General features: G+C 62.4%; 16 protein-coding genes and 1 pseudogene. 8 read left to right on the top strand and 9 right to left on the bottom strand.

The window, feature by feature from the left end; genetic code table 11:
- Positions 1-528: 528 nt before the first annotated feature.
- Positions 529-702 carry a hypothetical protein gene (locus AADJ02_RS16375; protein WP_341214076.1) on the bottom strand — a complete coding sequence of 58 codons (174 nt, stop codon included), beginning with the start codon at positions 700-702 and terminating at the stop codon, positions 529-531.
- Positions 703-1,308: 606 nt separating this feature from the next.
- On the opposite strand from AADJ02_RS16375, the gene AADJ02_RS16370 reads away from it, so the two are divergent.
- Entirely contained in the window at positions 1,309-2,889 is a 1,581-nt protein-coding gene (locus AADJ02_RS16370; RefSeq protein WP_341214075.1) for a response regulator, read from the top strand.
- Here AADJ02_RS16370 and AADJ02_RS16365 read toward each other — a convergent pair.
- From AADJ02_RS16365 to AADJ02_RS16350, 4 genes are read right to left on the bottom strand one after another with little or no spacing between them, the layout of a single operon-like run.
- Positions 2,867-4,420: a response regulator gene (locus AADJ02_RS16365; protein WP_341214074.1), complete on the bottom strand. Its 1,554-nt coding sequence runs from the start codon at positions 4,418-4,420 to the stop codon at positions 2,867-2,869. The two genes, AADJ02_RS16370 and AADJ02_RS16365, sit on opposite strands and share 23 nt — an antisense overlap.
- Complete coding sequence (locus AADJ02_RS16360) at positions 4,392-4,751, bottom strand: Hpt domain-containing protein (RefSeq protein WP_341214073.1); 360 nt, start codon at positions 4,749-4,751, stop codon at positions 4,392-4,394. Before AADJ02_RS16360 ends, AADJ02_RS16365 begins: the two co-directional genes overlap by 29 nt.
- Positions 4,748-7,564: a response regulator gene (locus tag AADJ02_RS16355; protein ID WP_341214072.1), complete on the bottom strand. Its 2,817-nt coding sequence runs from the start codon at positions 7,562-7,564 to the stop codon at positions 4,748-4,750. The genes AADJ02_RS16360 and AADJ02_RS16355 overlap by 4 nt, the downstream gene beginning before the upstream one ends.
- On the bottom strand, positions 7,564-8,316 hold the full coding sequence (locus AADJ02_RS16350; RefSeq protein WP_341214071.1) for a hypothetical protein: 753 nt from the start codon (positions 8,314-8,316) through the stop codon (positions 7,564-7,566). Before AADJ02_RS16350 ends, AADJ02_RS16355 begins: the two co-directional genes overlap by 1 nt.
- 585 nt (positions 8,317-8,901) lie before the next feature.
- Between AADJ02_RS16350 and AADJ02_RS16345 the strand changes: the two genes are divergently transcribed.
- Positions 8,902-9,834, top strand: a complete 933-nt coding sequence (locus tag AADJ02_RS16345) for an HNH endonuclease (protein ID WP_341214070.1) — start codon at positions 8,902-8,904, stop codon at positions 9,832-9,834.
- Between the two features lie 243 nt (positions 9,835-10,077).
- On the opposite strand, the gene AADJ02_RS16340 is transcribed toward AADJ02_RS16345, so the two are convergent.
- The 4 genes from AADJ02_RS16340 to AADJ02_RS16325 all read right to left on the bottom strand — a co-directional run bounded on the left by AADJ02_RS16340 (position 10,078) and on the right by AADJ02_RS16325 (position 12,137).
- Positions 10,078-10,326 carry a hypothetical protein gene (locus AADJ02_RS16340; RefSeq protein WP_341214069.1) on the bottom strand — a complete coding sequence of 83 codons (249 nt, stop codon included), beginning with the start codon at positions 10,324-10,326 and terminating at the stop codon, positions 10,078-10,080.
- A gap of 99 nt (positions 10,327-10,425) precedes the next feature.
- Positions 10,426-10,911: a hypothetical protein gene (locus AADJ02_RS16335; protein WP_341214068.1), complete on the bottom strand. Its 486-nt coding sequence runs from the start codon at positions 10,909-10,911 to the stop codon at positions 10,426-10,428.
- A gap of 277 nt (positions 10,912-11,188) precedes the next feature.
- Complete coding sequence (locus tag AADJ02_RS16330) at positions 11,189-11,677, bottom strand: hypothetical protein (protein WP_341214067.1); 489 nt, start codon at positions 11,675-11,677, stop codon at positions 11,189-11,191.
- 304 nt (positions 11,678-11,981) lie between these two features.
- Complete coding sequence (locus tag AADJ02_RS16325) at positions 11,982-12,137, bottom strand: hypothetical protein (protein WP_341214066.1); 156 nt, start codon at positions 12,135-12,137, stop codon at positions 11,982-11,984.
- Positions 12,138-12,279: 142 nt separating this feature from the next.
- Between AADJ02_RS16325 and AADJ02_RS16320 the strand changes: the two genes are divergently transcribed.
- The 6 genes and pseudogenes from AADJ02_RS16320 (at position 12,280) to AADJ02_RS16295 (ending at position 17,126) form a co-directional block, all read left to right on the top strand.
- On the top strand, positions 12,280-12,426 hold the full coding sequence (locus AADJ02_RS16320) for a hypothetical protein (protein ID WP_341214065.1): 147 nt from the start codon (positions 12,280-12,282) through the stop codon (positions 12,424-12,426).
- Positions 12,427-12,462: 36 nt separating this feature from the next.
- Positions 12,463-13,083: pseudogene (locus tag AADJ02_RS16315) on the top strand (IS5 family transposase).
- A 327-nt stretch (positions 13,084-13,410) separates the two neighbouring features.
- Complete coding sequence (locus AADJ02_RS16310; RefSeq protein WP_341214064.1) at positions 13,411-14,634, top strand: TDP-N-acetylfucosamine:lipid II N-acetylfucosaminyltransferase; 1,224 nt, start codon at positions 13,411-13,413, stop codon at positions 14,632-14,634.
- A gap of 1 nt (position 14,635) precedes the next feature.
- Positions 14,636-15,775: a dTDP-4-amino-4,6-dideoxygalactose transaminase gene (rffA, locus tag AADJ02_RS16305; RefSeq protein ID WP_341214063.1), complete on the top strand. Its 1,140-nt coding sequence runs from the start codon at positions 14,636-14,638 to the stop codon at positions 15,773-15,775.
- Positions 15,772-16,473, top strand: a complete 702-nt coding sequence (locus tag AADJ02_RS16300; RefSeq protein WP_341214062.1) for a WbqC family protein — start codon at positions 15,772-15,774, stop codon at positions 16,471-16,473. Before rffA ends, AADJ02_RS16300 begins: the two co-directional genes overlap by 4 nt.
- A complete protein-coding gene (locus tag AADJ02_RS16295; protein WP_341214061.1) occupies positions 16,473-17,126 on the top strand; it encodes a NeuD/PglB/VioB family sugar acetyltransferase in 654 nt (217 codons plus the stop codon). Before AADJ02_RS16300 ends, AADJ02_RS16295 begins: the two co-directional genes overlap by 1 nt.
- Positions 17,127-17,426 lie beyond the last annotated feature (300 nt).

Below are 17,426 nucleotides of genomic sequence, written 5' to 3'. Positions count from 1 at the left end.
TCTCCACGCCCGGCCTTTCCAGTCTTTTTTTAGCCAAGTGTTGCCGGTGTTGTCGCCAAGGAGGCCTGCGGCGGCGCTCGCTTCTGGGGCTTTGAAATCGGCAGCGTGTCTTATGCATCTACGTGCAACCATTGTTGACATCCTGCTCCCGCATCCAGACCCGAGCCAACGAAATTCGAATCTATAACCTGCTGAAAATATACCTAGATTTCAGTGGTGGCAGGCTCGAGTAACCAAATCCACAGTACACGACGCAGCCTCCATCTCGTAGCATTTCTGCCGTGCGCAGCACTCGGCATCGAGGCAGGCTCGCCGAATTCGTTGCGAGTTGGGGGGCTCGGGACCTTGCTGCCACTGCAACAGATCGGCTAACCCCGTGCTCGGCCTGCTGAGGGGAAGCGTCGTCCATCTGGCGAAACCGGACCTCGCGTTCTTCCCGTTCATCCCGAAGGGTCTTGACTACCACGTAGCCTTCCATGGAAGCCTTCTCATGCTTCCTTTGCCAGGTCGCGCCTACAAAAGATATGGTCAGACAAAGACCAGGCTCGCAACCGTCATGTCGACACCCGTGATCAGGCCCGACGAGGAGATGGACACGCCGAGTGGCAGGGCGTGGGCGATCTGAACCGATCGCCAAGTCGTGAGGCCGGGGATTTGGGCGCAACGAAGCGCGGTGATAGCGATCACGCTGATCAAGGTCATGGCCGCGAAGGGCATTGGAAATCTGGCAGCGACACAGAGCGAGTCAGCAATAGCAGTGCTGCCATCAGTTTAATATCACCCGCGCCGATCAACCCAGCCAGCCAAAGACCAATCCTAAGGGGAACACGCCACTGGCGACGGCAAAGCGCAGCGCGATTTCCTCTCAGTAAAGACCCGGCGCGACAGCCAGAAAGATTGCGATCGCCCACAGCAAGTCCCGGTTCGAAATCACGAGGTGCCGCAGATCCGATATGGTCACGCAATTCAGAACCAATGTGATACCCGCGACGGAACAAGTCTACTCCGATGGGCGGAGCCCTTCATCGGGGGCAGACCATGGGGGCCCGCCCCCAAGAATCGCGCCGCGCAGGTTCAACTGGAGGAGGGGCGCTGACCGGCATTGGGTTCCTGCACTTCATCGGAGAAACCCGCGATCCCGTCCCCGGAGATAACAGGCCAAACGGTAAGGGTCGGGTCATGAAAGCGACGCTTTCCCGGTATCCGCGCCACCTCATTCCGGGGCTGACAATCTAGAGGTCGGAATATGGTGGCCTCATTCCCTTAGGTAAGTTTCGGCATTCTCTGCTATGATCGCTTGGGTTGCAGGTGCGAGTTGCGGGGGTCGAGGTGGAATGTCCTTCACAGGTCTTCAGGGCTTCCGTTCTGGTAGTAGATGACGATCCGCTGAGCGCACGCAAGCTTGCCATGACGATCGCGGCGCTCGGCCACGGGGTGGAGATAGCACGAGGTGGTTCGCAGGCGCTGAAGCGGTTGAGTGACGACGGCATCGACGTGGTCTTCCTCGACATCGTCATGCCCGGCATGGATGGGTTCGAGGTGCTGCGCCAGCTCGGGCTACAGGGCAGGCTGCGGGACATTCCAGTGATCGTCGTCTCGGCGCTCGAGGAGGAGGCCGAGAGCGTCGCGCAGGCGCTCGATCTCGGGGCGGAGGATTTCCTGCCCAAGGGCTACGATCTGACGGTCCTGCGAGCCCGTCTCGGCTCGACCCTGACCAAGAAGCGCTTCCGTGACCGAGAGCTTGACTACCTGCGCGACGTCGAAGCCCTGACCCGGGCCGCGAAGGTGATCGAGGCCGGGCCGTTCCGTCCGGCGGAGCTCGAGATCGGCCATGTGGCTGCGCGACACGACGCGCTGGGCCGGCTGGCAGCGGTGCTGGGGCAGCTGACCGAGGTCTTTTATGCGCGCGAGCAGCGCAGCGACATGCGTGCAAAGACGCTCTGGGGCGTGATCATGCTGATCGTCGCGGGCGGGCTGATCGGCGGTGCCCCGGCGCTGGGCCGAATTGCTGCGGAGCTGGGCGGCGGCGCGATCGAAGTGTCTGTCGCGACCAACCTTGTCGGGGCGCTGGGATGCTTCGCTGTCGCGGTCTGGCGGGGGAGAGTGCCGAAGTTGTGCGCCCGGAACCTGAGTTTCTGCTTGGTTGCGGCGGTGGTCTTCGGATGCCTCTACCGGGTCTGGCTGAACGTGGTGGCATCGCAGGTGGAGGCGACGACGATCGCCCTCGTGTCCTCATCCCGATCCTTCATGGTCTTCGGGCTTGCGGCGCTGTTGTCACTGGAGCGGCCGAGCGGGCGTAGGGTGCTGGGTCTGGGGCTGGGGTTGGCGGCGGTGGGAGCGGTGCTGGTCGCGCAGGGGTCCATGGAGACGGAGGCGGGGTTCGGCTGGACGCTGGCGACGCTGGGCCTGCCGGCGATACTAGCGGTCCATACGCTGGTGATGGCCTGGCGGCCGAGGGACCTCGACCCCTATGCCGCGGCAGGACTGATGATGATCCTCGCCGCCGGCCTTCTCGTTGTCATAGGGCTTGCATCCGGTGAGCCGGTATTCCCCTCGGACGCCGGTCCGCAGCTTGGCATGGTGCTCATCGCCTTTGGCCTCGCCATCGGACTGGCGGTCGCGGTGTCGCTGGAGATCGTGGCGCGGGCTGGGGCGGTTTTCGCGGGTCAGGTGGCTTATGTTCAGACCCTGGCAGGCATTGCGTGGGGAATGATCCTGTTGGGCGAGCAATTGCCCATGCTGGCTTGGGGGGCGCTCGGCATGGTGATCTTGGGCTTTTTCCTGGTGCAGCCGCGTCAGGCCGGTAAGGAATTTTCGGTCACCATCCCGATCGCGCATCGCATGGATGCGGATCCTGCGGGCGAGGTCACTGGGCGAAGGACCGCTTGATCAGCAGTTCCTCGTCGTTGCGCTTGGGCTCCACGAGATACATGCCCAGAATGATGGTCGCGAAGGCCAGCCACGCCAGCGGCGAAAGCTCTTCGCCCAGCAGCAGCATGCCCCAGACGACGCCCGCGATGGTCATGGCATAGGCGCTCTGGCTGTAGAATACCGCTCCGGCCGTAGCCACGAGGTGGAAAGCTAGAAGCAAAGAGGAGGCGCCCACGAGGCCCATCAGGAGGACCAGCATCTCCAGCCGGCCGATGTCCGGACCGAGCGGCAGGAGGCTATCTGTGGCCCAAGCGACAGGGGCCAGGAAGGCGGCAGAGAGACCCATCATCAAGCCGACCGAGGCGAAGATGTCCACGTGCGAGGGGCGTTTGCCCGCGAGCACCAGCGCCTCCAGGGCAAAGAGAAGCGGCAGGAGCATCGCGAAGATAAGCCAAGCTTTCTGCGCGCCAGCCGCGACGTCGAAGCGGGTGAAAAGGACCAGAGAGACGCCACTGAGACCAACCAGCAGACCCATGAGGCGCTTCGCGTTGGCCCTCTCCATGCCGGTCACAGCGGCGACGGCAAAGACGATGAAGCCTTGCAACGTCACGATCAGCGACAGCATCGCCGCCTCGACATTGGCAGCAGCGACGAAGGTAGTCATGCGTTGCAGTATACCGGCGATGACCGCCCAGTAGACGAAGAAGCGCAGTTCCTTCCAGCTCAACTGCGGCAGGCACCGCCGATAGCAGGCAATGCCGAGGCAGAGCAGTGCTGCGATGCCGTTGACCCAGACAGCGAGCCCCAATGGGTTCGAACCCAGGCCAGCGGCCATGCGCGATAGGGCGGGGGTGAGGCCCCAGACGAGGCCGACGGCCAGTACGAGGAAGGCGCCCTGAAGCGTTGCGATGGCCCGGTGCAGCTTCAGCTCGCGTTCGTAGATCTCGTTGGCCATGCCGCGGAAGACAGCCGCGAGCCGCCCGAGCGGATCGTTGTGTCGGACCAGGTCGTCAAGCGCCAAGCTGTCAGGGTCGAAGCGCCCGTGTTCGAGCTTTTCGGCTGCCGCGGTCAGCCGTTCGATGCGGCCGAAGTATTCCTTCTCCTGGTCCCGGAAGCGCTTGCGAGAGAGCGATGCCTCGAGCCGCGCCTTCAGGATCACCAGGTCGAAGCTCTTGGGCAGGAAATCCTCGGCGCCCAGCTCGATGGCACGCACGACACTCTCGGTTTCGTCGTCAAGGGCGGAAACCACAATGACCGGCACGTCGCGCGTCGACGGGTTCGCCTTCATCCGGCTAAGCACGTCGAAGCCGTCCATTTCCGGCATCACGATGTCCAGCAGAACCGCGTCGAAATCCCGCTCCGTCAACATCTCGAGCGCTTCGCGGCCATCCACGGCGAGCTCGGCATCGTGCCCCAGATTGTTCACCGCAATGCGCAGCTTCTTGCGGTTGATGGGGTTGTCATCGACCACGAGGATCAGTGCTAGGGGCGCCTTTGCCTCGGACGCGTGAAGGGGGGCGTCATCCATCGCGCTGCGCCAGCTTTGCAAGGGCGCCGCAAGCCCGGTCCAGCTCGGTGGCGATCAAGTGGACGCGCATCCGAAGTGCCTCGAGCTCGTCGGTGATGGCGGCATGCTCCGTGCCTTCGCATGCGGTGGCGAGCGCGACGGCTCCGAAGTCGCGCGCGTTGGATTTCAGGCTGTGAGCCGAGATGCGCAGCGCATCGCGGTCGCCCGCGCGGGCGGCGCTTTGCATTTGCGACAGGGTTCGCGGTCCTTCGTGCTGGAAGTCCCCCAGCAATTCCTCCAGATCCTCGGGGTCGCCGCCGATCGCGGCCAGCAGTCTTTCCAACGCAGAGGGATCGATCACGTCGTCTCTCATCGGTCCGCTGCCTCCAAACCGCCGAGGCGTGTCTCGCGCAGCCGCCGGGCCGCAAAGAGGCTGGCGCTCAGCGCCTCCACGTCGATCGGCTTGCTGAGATAGTCGTCAAGGCCCGAGCGCAGGTAGGTTTCGCGCTCGGAATGCATCGCGTTGGCGGTAAGCGCGACGATGTAGGGGGTCTCGCCTGCGGGCAATGTCTCACGGATCCTACGCGTCGCCGTCACCCCATCCATCTCCGGCATCTCGATATCCATCAGCACGATGTCGAACGCGTCGCCGCGGCAGGCATCGATCGCCTCCTCGCCGCTGCCGACGACGGTCGGCTCGAAGCCGAGGCGCATGAGGATCTTGCGCCCGACCTTCTGGTTGATGGCATTGTCGTCGACCAGCAGCACCCGCAGATCGTCCTTGATGACACTCTCGGCCTGCGCCGATCTGGTGCCGCGTGGGCTCAGCATCTCGTCAGGAGCGAGGGTTCGGACCAGAGCGTGAAGCAGCTGGTCGGACTTGGCCGGCTTGGTCAGGGCCGCGGCGTAATTCATTTCGGCCACCGCTTCGCGAAAGCGGCCCTCCATCGGCGAGATCGAACTGAAGAGGATCATGGGTGGAGCCGTACCCTTCAGCCGCTCGCGCACGGCGCTGGTGAACTCGAAGCCGTTCATGTTCGGCATCTTGTAGTCGACCACGACGATGTCGAATTCACTCCCTTTCACCAGCAGCTCAAGCGCCTCTTCTGGATCGCCGCAGCCTTGGGGCACCAGGTTCCATGCACGAAACTTCTCGCAGAGGATGATACGATTGGTACGGTTGTCGTCGACAACGAGGATGCGGGTGCCGCGGATCGCGCCCAGTTGTTTCTCGCGGCTGGCGCGGTCCGGAATGGCGGCCACTTCGCCTGGCAGGGTGAAGGAGAATGTCGTGCCCCGACCCACCTCGCTCGCAACCCTGATCTCGCCGCCCATCAGCTCGACCAGGCGCTTGGTGATGACGAGGCCGAGGCCGGTACCGCCATAGCGTCTGGTGGTCGAGGCATCGACCTGGCTGAAGGACTTGAAGAGCCGGTTCATCCGGCCCTCGGGAATGCCGATCCCGGTGTCGCGCACCTCGAATATCAAGAGCGCGGTCTCGCCCGGCGTCTGGCTCGCATCGGGCATCATGGAGGAAACCGTCAGCACGACCTCGCCCTTCTCGGTGAATTTCACGGCGTTGTTGAGTAGGTTCATGAGGATCTGCTTGAGGCGGACCGGATCGCCGATCATCCCGGCTGGCACGTCCGGGTTGATCCGGCAGGCCAGCTCGATATCTTTCTCGGCGGCCTTGGACGCGACGATCTCCACCGCCGCCTCGATCGTTTCGCCGAGATCCATTGGCGTCCGCTCCAACTCGAGTGCGCCGGCCTCGACCTTAGAGAAATCGAGGATGTCGCTGATGATGGTCAGCAACGTGTCCGCCGCAGTGACGATCGTTTCGCTAAAGTCACGTTGGTCGTCGTCGAGATCGGTGCCAGCGAGAAGCGTGCTCATCCCGATGATGCCGTTCAGCGGCGTCCGGATCTCGTGGCTCATGGTGGCAAGGAAAGCACTCTTGGCCTCATTGGCGGCCTCCGCGGCCTCCTTGGCGCGTTTCAGCTCGTCGGAGATGCGCTTGATTTCGGTGATGTCGGAATGGACGGCGACCGTCCCCCCCTCGGCCGTACGCCGGTTGCTGACCTGCAGCCAGCGATTGCCCGACAGCTCCTGTACATAGGGCGCGCCGGGGCCGCGATGACGAGAAAGCTGGCGCTGGACCCAATCTTCCGGGTCCTGACGCGCATTCGGAAAGACGCCCGTCCGGGCCGATCTTCGCAGCAGCTCCTCGAAGGACAGACCGGTCTGAAGTTCGCTTTCGCCGTCACCCAGCATGATCTCGCGGTAGCGGCGATTGGCGACGACCAGCCGATCGGCTTCGTCGAAGAGGGCAAAGCCCTCCGAGATGCTGCCGATCGCATCGGTGAGCTGGCCACGAGCCTGCTGCGCAGTGGCTTCGGCGCCTGCCAGCTCGGCAGTGCGCTCTTCCACCCGGCGTTCCAGATCGTCGTTGGTGGCGCGCAGCTCCGTCTCATAGGCGTCCTGCCGCGCCTGCATCTCGTTGAAGGCCGTTACGACGCGGCCGATCTCGTCACCGCTGTCCCAGTCGACCCGGCGGCGTGGCTCGCTGGACAAGGCCCGGTTGATCGAGGCCATGAGCAACGAGAGCGGCCTTCCGATGATCCGGCTGTTGGCAATGAGCGTCGCGGTCACGACGGCCGCCATCAGGATCCCCGCGAGGATCAGGGCGAGAGTGAGACGCTCGCGCGCCAATTCTGTCAGTCGCGCATCGGAGAGCGCGATCCGCAACGTCCCGATCCTCAGGTCGTGGTCTCCCGCGTCGTAGAGGATATCGCGACGGGCCGTGAAGATGCTGCGCTCAAAGGCATCAGGCGCGCCGAGCGCGGCGACGATCCGGTCCCGCTCGTCGAGAACCGATACCGCTAGAACGTCCTCGTCGGTCATCACTGCAGCGAGGATCAGCTTAATTTGCTCATCGGCGACGTTCCACAACGCCTCTGTCACGACTGCGCTCTGGATTTCCGCAAGCTTGTCGAGCTTGACGTGGAGCTGCGCCTCAGCCGATCGGCGGGCATTCCATTCGAACAGGCCGAAGACAATGATCGTCGAGATCATGACCAGCGGCAGCAGATATGCCAGAAGCTTGCCCTGCACCGAGCTGGTCAGCCGTTGCAGGCCCTGCATCGGTGCGCCGGGACCGGCTTCCATGCGCGCCTGCCCCAGCATCAGAACTCGTCCGCGAAGTAGCTCTCGACGAGGGCGGGAACGTCGAGCCGTGAGAGCCCGGTGTTGAAGTGGTCGCGCATGGCGCGCCCCGTTTCGTCGTCGTTGAAGCACAGGTAGAGCGTCTTGTGCTCCAGCGGGCGCGGGTTGAAGCGCAGCACCGCGTCCAGCCCTTCGAGCGAAGGCTCGGTCGCCAGCAGATAGGCCAAGACCAACTTGTCGATCACGGCGATGTCGATGCGCTGCAGCGATAGCTTGCGCAGGTTGGTGACATCGTCGGCGGCAGGAATGGCATGAATCCAGCCGGTCCCGGCCTTCTCGTCGAACTCGTCGGTATTGGCGTATCCGAGAACTGTTCCGACCTTCAGCTTCTGTTCGCCGATATCGTCAACCCGCTCCCAGCCAACGGGCGCGTCGACATGTTCGACGAACCCCAATGGACCATCCCCGATCGGATCGGAGGGGGTGAAGCCCTCGACATGCCGACAATGGTAGCCGGGGAAGTAGGCAACTGTCCCCTCCGTGTCCCGCGCCGTTGATATCGCCCGTTTCCACGGTAAGGTGCGAACTTCGATTGTCGTACCCACCGCAGCAAAGGCATGGCGCACAACGTTGGCCGTCGCCCCCCCCTTCGGCAGTTCCTCGGAAACATAGGGCGGCCAGTTGAGCGTGGTGACTATGACTGAATGCTCATCGGCCCGAGCCGGGAAAGACAGTAGAAGGCCGGCGAGGATAACGGGACGGAGAAACATCATCAGTCGACTCCACGCATTCGTGAACAGTACCGATTTCGCCATCCTTTTTGACGTAACGTCAACCCTTAGCTGTGCTGCTAGTGCCCGAATGGGGGCTTAGGTGAATTCGTATGGTTCGAAGTCGGCCATGGCAGTCGCGGCCCTGTCCCCGTTTCGCAAGGATATGCGACGATTACCGAACCTGTGAACAGCGCTTGCGTATCTCGTTCGGGGAGGACGCGAACCCGCAAATGGCCAGGAGCATTACCCGCCCGTCGGTTGCAGTTTCTTCTACGGATCCATCGCGCTTCTGAGGACGAACTGTCAAAGCGTATGACATAGGTTCGAACGGGGGCAGGGGGCGCTGCCCGGCCGTTGATTGCAGCTCTTTTCGGGGTCTGTCGATCCTGCGGGAGACAAACTGTCAATGCATTTGGCGCTGGTTCAACTGGACGAGGGGCGCGGCCCAGCCGTTAATTGCTGCTCTCGAGTCGCTTTATTCGGGATGCAATGTGGGGGTATCCGCAAGATTTCGCAGCAACTGAAGATTGCACACTCCGCGCATAGAATCCTTGCATCTCCGCCTGTTACGGATTTTCTGGGCGCATGGCGAAGCTTGTCCTCCTTCACAAGGCTAACTCGATCTACGAGGATGAGCCTGACATCGTTTACGACTTCCCGCGCTCCTATCTAAAGGCCATCGAGGAGGCCGTGGGCGACTGGATCGTCTATTACGAACCGGTGAAAGCCGGGCCGCGCGGTTACTTTGCCGTGGCAAGGATAGACCGGGTGATCCCGAAGCCGGGAGTCGAAGGCCGGTTCCTGGCCATGATCGAGCCTGGCAGCTTCCTTTCATTCGACTGGGAGGTGCCACGGCTAGTGCAGGGGCGACCCCTGGAAACCGCGCTGACCGAACCCGATGGCACGCCGAAAAAGGGCGGAGCGGTGCAGCTTGCCGTGCGGCGGCTGCCGGAGGCGGATTTCGCCCGCATCGTGAACCTCGGCCTGCCTCAGGAACTGGAGCAGATCGAGGCAATACGCTACGATCCGCAACCGGCTGAGGTTAATGATGAGGTGAAGCCCTTCGAGCGCCCGGTGCTTGAGCGGCTTACCCGGAGGCCCTACCGCGATGTCGCGTTCCGCCGGAAGGTGCGCGAGGCCTACGGCTACCGCTGCGCCATGTCCGGCCTGATGCTGCGCAACGGCGGCGGGCGGCCCGAGGTGCAGGCGGCGCATATCCGCCCCGTGGAAAGCCAAGGCAGCGACTCGGTGCGTAACGGGTTGGCACTGTCCGGAACGCTGCACTGGATGTTCGACCGTGGCCTGATCTCCGTCGCCGACGATTGCGAAACGATCCTCGTCTCGCACAACAAGGTGCCGGGCGATGTTGTGGGGCGGCTACTGGCGCCGGATGGCAAGCTGGTCCGGCCCGAGGACTCACGGAACGCGCCGCATCCGGAGAACCTGCGCTGGCACCGTGAAAACGTCTTCGGCCGCGGCCTGCCTGAGGGGCCGACACCGTGGGGCGGCGCCGGCTGAGCAGCGGCTCCGACAAGGCGTTGCTTGCGCGCGGGCGAGGACGGAGTCGCCAACGCAAACGGGCGCAGCAAACGCTGCGCCCCTGTCAGGTACGGAATGGCGGGTCGATCAGGCCGCGGGCCGGTGGCGCTCGGCCAGAGCGGCGGAACAGAGCGGGTGCGCGGCAATCTTCTTCGCATTCGCCGCAGTCGCGTTGTCGAGCAGTTCCCGGAAGAGGACGTCAAGAAAGCGCGGATCGGCCCCCTAGGCATCAGCCAGGATCTCAGCCAGCGTCGCCTTCATGGCGCGCTGCTGGCCCTCCCGCACCTTCCGCTGGGCGTTCGCGACGCGGGCACCGGCGGTCGCGATGTTATGGATTGTCTTCTGCTGGTGGGCATCCAGCGCGTTGAAGTCGATAGGCGGCGGCTTCTTGCGGCGCTTCTTCGCCTCGGGCTGCGACCGGTCGGTTTCGGGCGCGCACGGCGTGGGCTGTTTCTTTAGTTCGTCGTTCATGAGGTCTTCCTCGTTCGTGGATTTTTGGATGGGCCATCCCGGCCCTGAGGAGTATCTTCGTCCGAGCGTTTCCGGTCGGAAGCGAGTGCGGAAAAGAAGTTAGTCCCGCAGCTCATCCTGCTCCCGCGCGCCTCCACCCTGTCCGCTAAGCATCATGATGGCGTGGCTGAGCGACTTGCGGGCCGACGCAACCTGCTGGCGCAGCCTGATCGGCAGCAGGTTCGCGATCCGCACGATCGCATCGTCCGCGCGGCGGATCTGGTCGAAAGCCCCGGCGATTTCATCTCGTGCCTCCGCCCGCTGTTCTGTCCGCAGATGGTCAATGGCCCTTCCAAAGAGACGCCGCGCCAGCGTCGGCCTGTCTGTGACGGGAGCTTCTTCGCCTTCACCCCTCTGGTCCTGGTCCAAGCCGGTGAGGTTGCCATCCGCCACGGCCTGCGCGACCGCCAGCACCTCGTGCGCCTCGCGATCCATTCGGTCCGCGTGCTTCTCGCGCTCCGCGACGGCGCCCTCGGCGTCGAGGACGCGCTCTTCGCGGCTCCGGACTTCGGTCTCGCGCTCAGCGAGCTTGCAGTCCTGCTCCATTCGCCATTTGCGTGGACTGACATGCTGCCGATACTCCGGGAGCGGCGCCTCAGCCTCCTCGAGCCGCTGACCTTGCTGCTGGTCCTTTCGTAGCTGCCTGTTGTGCTCGATGGCTTTGCGGACCTTTCCCTTCCGGCGCTCGCCCCGCTTCAATCCGATACCGGCGGCCGCGAACCAAGCGCCGACGTCGTCCTGCCCCTTTTCGTAGTTCCGGATAACCGGGGCTGCGACGGCTGAAGCATCATGCGCCCGACATTCGCGATGGCGCGCGGCTGGATTACAGCGTGGATGTGGTAGGCCTGCTCGTCACGGTCAGCGCGCGCATGAACGCAGTCGTTCCCGAAGGTCTTCCTGAGCCAGTCAACACCGAGCCGCTGGAAATCTTGCTCGCGGGTTTCGTACCTGTCCTCGAACGGATCGCCATCGGTCCCCTGAACCACTCGGCATTGGCCGTCAGGATCACCTCCCGCAGGGGACCATGCCGCGTCGGGCGCCAGGGCTCCTTGGCACCCTCCACTAGGCACCGCTCGATCTCGCTCGTGCGCCGCCGCTCGCGGAGCCGCGTCAGCTCGCGATCGAAGTTCGCAAGCCGCATTCGCTGGATCTCCCCGTGCACGAACTGCGCCCAGTCCTCGCGCCCGATGAGGCGCTCGTTCAGCCTCGATAGGGACTGATTCACGTGCGCAGTATCATCGCCTTCTCGCTTGCGATGCCTCTCGTAGCCGTGAAGGTTCTCCGGCCTAAGACCCTGCATCCGCATCACCACCGGATGCTCCTGCCGCGCCTCTCCCACCTCTCTACCTCCTGCTTGGGAGGTCGGGAGGTGGGATCATCGGACTGGGGATAGAAACGCAAGCTAAAGGAGGGGCGAAAGTGGGTGTTAAGGCTTCCGTAGAATTGAGCGACAGTAATCCTAACTGGGTTGTCGCGGGTCAGTCTGCTATTCATGCCCGCCAGTTCGCTGAATATGCCTCAGCTTGGCTCTGGTCCGCGAAGAATCTGGCCAATGGCTGCGGACTACGGCCGCTTTCGGCCCATAGCCGACAGTAGGGTATCCGACGAACAGCGGCTCAGAGCCCATTCACGACATTCGATTCGTCGAATATCTGTCCGCTGCATAGCCTGAGGCCGATCTCACGGGAGTAATTCAGATGCGGTGCTTGGTTGTCGGCGGAACTGGCTTTCTCGGCGGCGCGATTACGAATGCGCTCGTTGACGACGGACATTCGGTTGCGATACTTTCGCGGGGCTCCACGACGCGCACGTCTCGCATGGAAGTCGATGTCATCGTCGCAGACCGGAACAGACCATGTTGCACAAAGCCCGTATAGGATTCATCTCGTAAATCCAGCGTGGTAGGTGGCGGCCATGAGCAAACCCACCCCCTCGACCTACAAGGTGACGAACTGGCCCTCCTACAACGAGGCGCCCAAAGGCCGGGGCTCGCTGACGATCTGGTTCGACCCCGAGATGAAGTGGGGCGTTGCGTCCACCCGTAAGCGCGGCCGCCGGTAGACCTACAGCGATACCGACGTTCAGACCTGTCTCACTATGAAGGTTCTGTTCGGCATGGCGTTGCGCCAGACCACGGGTTTCGTGGAGAGCCTGCTGTAGCTGGTCGGCTTAGACTGGACGGTGCCAGATTTCAGCACCCTGTCACATCGCCAGAAGACCCTCGCCGTGAACATCCCCTATCGCGGCTCCAGAGGCCCACAGCACCTGCTGGTCGACAGCACCAGGATCAAGGTTGAGGGCGAAGGGGAGTGGCATGCGCGCAAGCATGGTGGCACCAAACGGCGCGTCTGGCGCAAGATCCACCTCGGGATCGACGAGCAGACACTGGAGGTCCGGGCGGTCGCGATCAGCGGGAACCACATCTGCGACGCACCGGTGCTGCCTGATCTGCTCAGCCAGACCCCGCCTGAGCAGGAGATCGGCATCGTGACCGCAGAAGGCGCCTATGACACGCGCCAATGCCACGATGCCATCGCGGATAGAGGCGCCCACGCCGTCATCCCGCCCCGCAAAACGCCAGACCCTGAAAGCCGACCACGGCCGGTTCGGTGGCACGGAAGGAAGCACTGCGGGTGTCAAAATATCTGGGGCGAGAGATCTGGCGAAACGGAAGTGGATACCACCGCCGAAGCCGCGCCTCAGGGCGCGGGACTTTGATCGTCAGGTCGCCAAGGGCCAGATCCGCTTTGCCATCATGAATGGATATACCGCTATCGACATATCCGTCACAAAGGCCGTGGGGTAAGTGTGTCTGGGGAAAGGGGAAGTCTGATCAGCAAGGAATTTGTGCAATAAGGCCTGATACCAGCATTGTGTGGGGTGATCCGAGATGTGAGAACGGTCAGGCTTAGGGGAAGATGCAGCGCCCTATGGATCCATGCCCATCCGGGACAACCGCACTCTCGGGCAGAGAGAAGCGAGCGTTGGACTGGTGGAGAAACCGATGACTGATCGCGAGAAATATTCGGCATGCCAAATCTGAGAGTGCTCAATCTGCTGCCGGATGACCGGAAGACGTTGCGCCATATCGTGGATGTGATGGAAACGGTGCATTCGGGCCGCAATGAATTCATGGCCATGCCGGGGGCTGCCGACACCCATAGCGATGGCTTCGAACATCCAGCCCTTCGCATCTGTGATACACTTGCACAGTTCGAGGCCCGGGCATCGGCCGCCGCAAAACGCGCCGATGCGATCATTCTGCATTCCTTGGCTTCGCCTATGGTGGCACCGGTCCTTGCGCGATCTTTTCATACTCCGGTGCTCTGGTCGGTTTGGGGCGCTGACCTGATGAACGCCGTTCCCCTCCTGCAAGCCAGCCAGTTCCTGCCGAGAACCGCCGCGCTGCGGCGCGATACCAGGGCTGCGCGACGCGCCGACGTGCCGCAGGCCTCGGCGGCCACTCGCTTGACCTCGGCGCTCATCTATAGATCTGTCGGCCCCGATTATCGAGCCGTTGCGAAACGCCTGACGGGCCGGGTTCTTGCCACCCCGTGGGTCCGCCAAATCGCGCAGGAGATCGACTATTACGCGAGCGTCGAGCCGGTGCCGGAACTGGCTCGCGCAGCGCCCGGGTTCGCGGCGGACTGGACGCCAGTGTTCAAGTATTACGTCGTGGAGCCGCCAAAGGAATTGGTGAGCGGCGTCGACATCATGATCGGAAACCGCGCTACATGGTCATGCAACCACCTAGAAGCCCTCGAAGCAGTGCGCCGATCGGGTGACATTCAAGGACGGATCGTCTTGCCCCTGAATTACGGCGATGCAGAGTATGGAAAAATGATCGAGCACCGCGCGCGGGCCCTGTTCGGAAATCGGGTTCTGGCCCTGCGAGAATGGATGGATTTCGAGAGCTATTCCAAGATCGTCAGGAAATGCGGGACCTTGGTGCTCAACCAGCGTCGAGGCCAAGCCCTTGGCACTTCCAGCCTGGCCCTGGCTCAAGGAGCGCGTGTCTTCTTTCGCAGCGAGAACACGCATTATCGCTTCTTCAAAGGCCTAGGAGCGGCGGTCTTTGCCATCGACAACCGCGCTGACAAGGCTTTGCTGGGCGCACCACTCGAAGCTGAACTGCAGGCCCAGAACCGGCGGGTGATCGCCGGCAACTGGTCTCGCGCGGCTAATCTGGAACGGGCCTCGAGCATCGTTGACCTTCTAGACAGACATAGCCGGTCCCGAGGCGAATTTTCCCAGCATAGGGTAGTGTGACATGCACGTTCCCTTTAACCGGACCGGGCCGGTCGGCCTAGAGGCGACCTATGTAACGGAGGTCATGACGAGCGGTCGACTTGGCGGGAATGGAGATTTCACGCGAAGGGCCGAGGATCGTCTCAGGGGTCACTTCGAGAACAACGCCGTACTTCTCACGGCCTCCTGTACGGACGCACTTGAATTGGCGGCCATCTTGACAGGCATAGCGCCGGGCGATGAGGTCATCCTGCCCTCCTTCACATTCGTCTCCACGGCCAACGCTTTCTGCCTGCGTGGAGCGGTTCCGCGTTTCGTCGATATCGATCCCATTACCCTCAATCTCGATCCTGCCCAGATCGAGGCCGCGATCACGCCGCGGACCAAGGTCATTGTCCCGGTCCATTATGCGGGCAACCCCTGTGACATGACGGCGATCCTCGCAATCGCGACGCGGCACGGCCTGCAGGTGGTCGAAGACGCGGCACAAGCATTGGGGAGCATGCGCGATGGTCGCCCGGTCGGACTTGAAGGGGCGTTGTCGGCGATCTCGTTTCACGAGACCAAGAATGTCGGATGCGGCGAAGGCGGCGCCTTGATCGTCAATGACCCGAGCTTGATCGAGCGCGCCCATGTGTTGCGGGACAAAGGCACCAATCGACGCGCCTTCCGGCTCGGCCAGACCGAAAAGTACAGCTGGGTCGACATAGGCTCGTCCTATGCCATGTCAGAGCTTTCGGCCGCTTATCTGTTGGGCCAACTTGAACAGTTGCACCATGTGACAACGCGACGGTGCACGATCTGGCATGACTACCATGCCGCACTGACCCCGCTGCAAAAGCTCGGACATATTGGCCTGCCTCACGTGCCGGCGCCCGGAGAGGGCAACGGGCACATCTTTTACCTGCTGTTGTCGAGCGAGCAGGAAAAGCACCGGCTCATCGCGCATTTGGCCCAAGCCGACGTACAGGCCGTGTTTCACTACGTGCCGCTCCACACCTCACCCTTCGGCCGCGCCTTCGGTGGCCGTCCCGGGGACCTTCCGGTAACCGAGCGCATCTCGGAACAGCTGCTTCGCCTTCCAATGGGTCTTTTTCTGGATCGCGACACGATCGATCATATCGTGGATACGATCTTCGACTTTTTCGGCCGCTCCAGATGACCACCGTCGGAATCATTCAGCCGAATTTTCTTCCTTGGCGCGGTTATTTCGATTTCATCTCGCGTTGTGACGTCTTCGTTTTTCTCGACGATGTCCAATACACCGCTCGGGACTGGCGCAACCGGAACCGGATCCGATTGTCCACGGGCGATACCGCTTGGCTAACCGTTCCAGTCCGCAGTGGCGCGGTAAGTCGCACTATAAATGAAGCTATAATAGATAATGCTTCGGATTGGCGGCGCAAGCATATGGCCGTGCTGAACCAATCCTACAAACGAACCCCGTATTTCGATGAGATCATCGCAATTCTAAACAAACGGTACGAGACGGCGGGCGACAGGCTGTCCGATTTCACGATCACGCTCACGCGCGACTTCATGGCGTATCTGAGCATCGCGACTCCATGCCTGCGGGCTTCCGAACTTGGCATCAGAGGTACGCGCGAGCAGCGCCTAGTCGACATCGTGCATTATCTGGGGGGCGACCGGTACCTGTCGGGTCCTGCCGCCAAGAGTTACATCAGCCCCGAGACATGGCAGACGGCCGGCATTGATCTCGACTGGATGGATTACTCTGGATATCCTGAATACCAGCAGATCGCCGAACCATTTGACCCGCGGGTCAGTATTATCGATTTGCTGTTCATGATGGGACCGAAGGCGGAATCGCATCTGCGCGGATCATGGGAGTGCACTTGATGATCGAGACGCATAAGCCGGTGGTGCTATTCGGTTTGGGGAGCATGTCGCAACGTCTCAGATATTACCTGGACGTCGTGATGGACCGCAGGGTCGTTGCCGTGACCGTCGACCGGGAGCATGCGACTGTCCAAGACTTCGAAGGTTTGCCCGTCGTACCATTCGATCGGGTCCAGGAATTCTTCCCTCCCGAGACCCATGCGATGTTCGTCTGTGTTGGCTATGCCGACCGGAACATTGGCCGGGCGCGCGTTTTTGCTGCAGCGCGCGAGATGGGCTACGAGTTGCCCGCAGCCATCGATCCGCGTGCGATCCGCAATAATGCTGCTATCGGCGACGGCAGCTGGATTGCCGAGGGTGTCATGCTCGGCGTGTTCAGCCGCATCGGCTGCGGCTGCCTCATCAACCCGGGCACAGCGATCGCGCATCACACGGCAGTGGGCGATTTCTGTTATCTGGCCGGGAACGTGACCATCGCCGGCGACTGCCGGATCGGAGAACGGACGATGCTCGGCGCCGGGGCTATTGTCAGAGACGGCGTGGAAATCGCCCCAGGGTCGCTCATCGGAGCTGGCGCAGTGGTGCTGCGCTCGATTGAAACCTCAGGTATTTATACCGGTAACCCCGCGCGCCTGATCAAATCGCCCAGTTGAAAGGCCAGACGCGACCAAGACATTGACGTCGGGAAGCCCTCCCGACGACAGAGCGTGCTATGCGGTGGTGTCATCGACGGGCATCAGGATGATCACGCGACGGCTCGGATTTCACCTAGAGTACGTGCTTCACCAGATCCTGCTCCCGCAACCAACCTTAGTGAAGATATCGCCACACACGGCGTCTCGCTTGCTCGGCGCCGATTTGCGTAGCATTTCTAGCAGACTGCTCTCGGGAGGCTCTCTGAGTTTGTACTTCGAACCCAAACTGCCTGTGCTGCTGGTGACCGCCTTTGCACT

The organism is uncultured Limimaricola sp. (assembly GCF_964022235.1).
Classification (GTDB): Bacteria; Pseudomonadota; Alphaproteobacteria; order Rhodobacterales; family Rhodobacteraceae; genus Limimaricola.
Note: the sequence above shows the minus strand (reverse complement) of the source record. Positions and strands in the feature narration are given on the sequence as shown.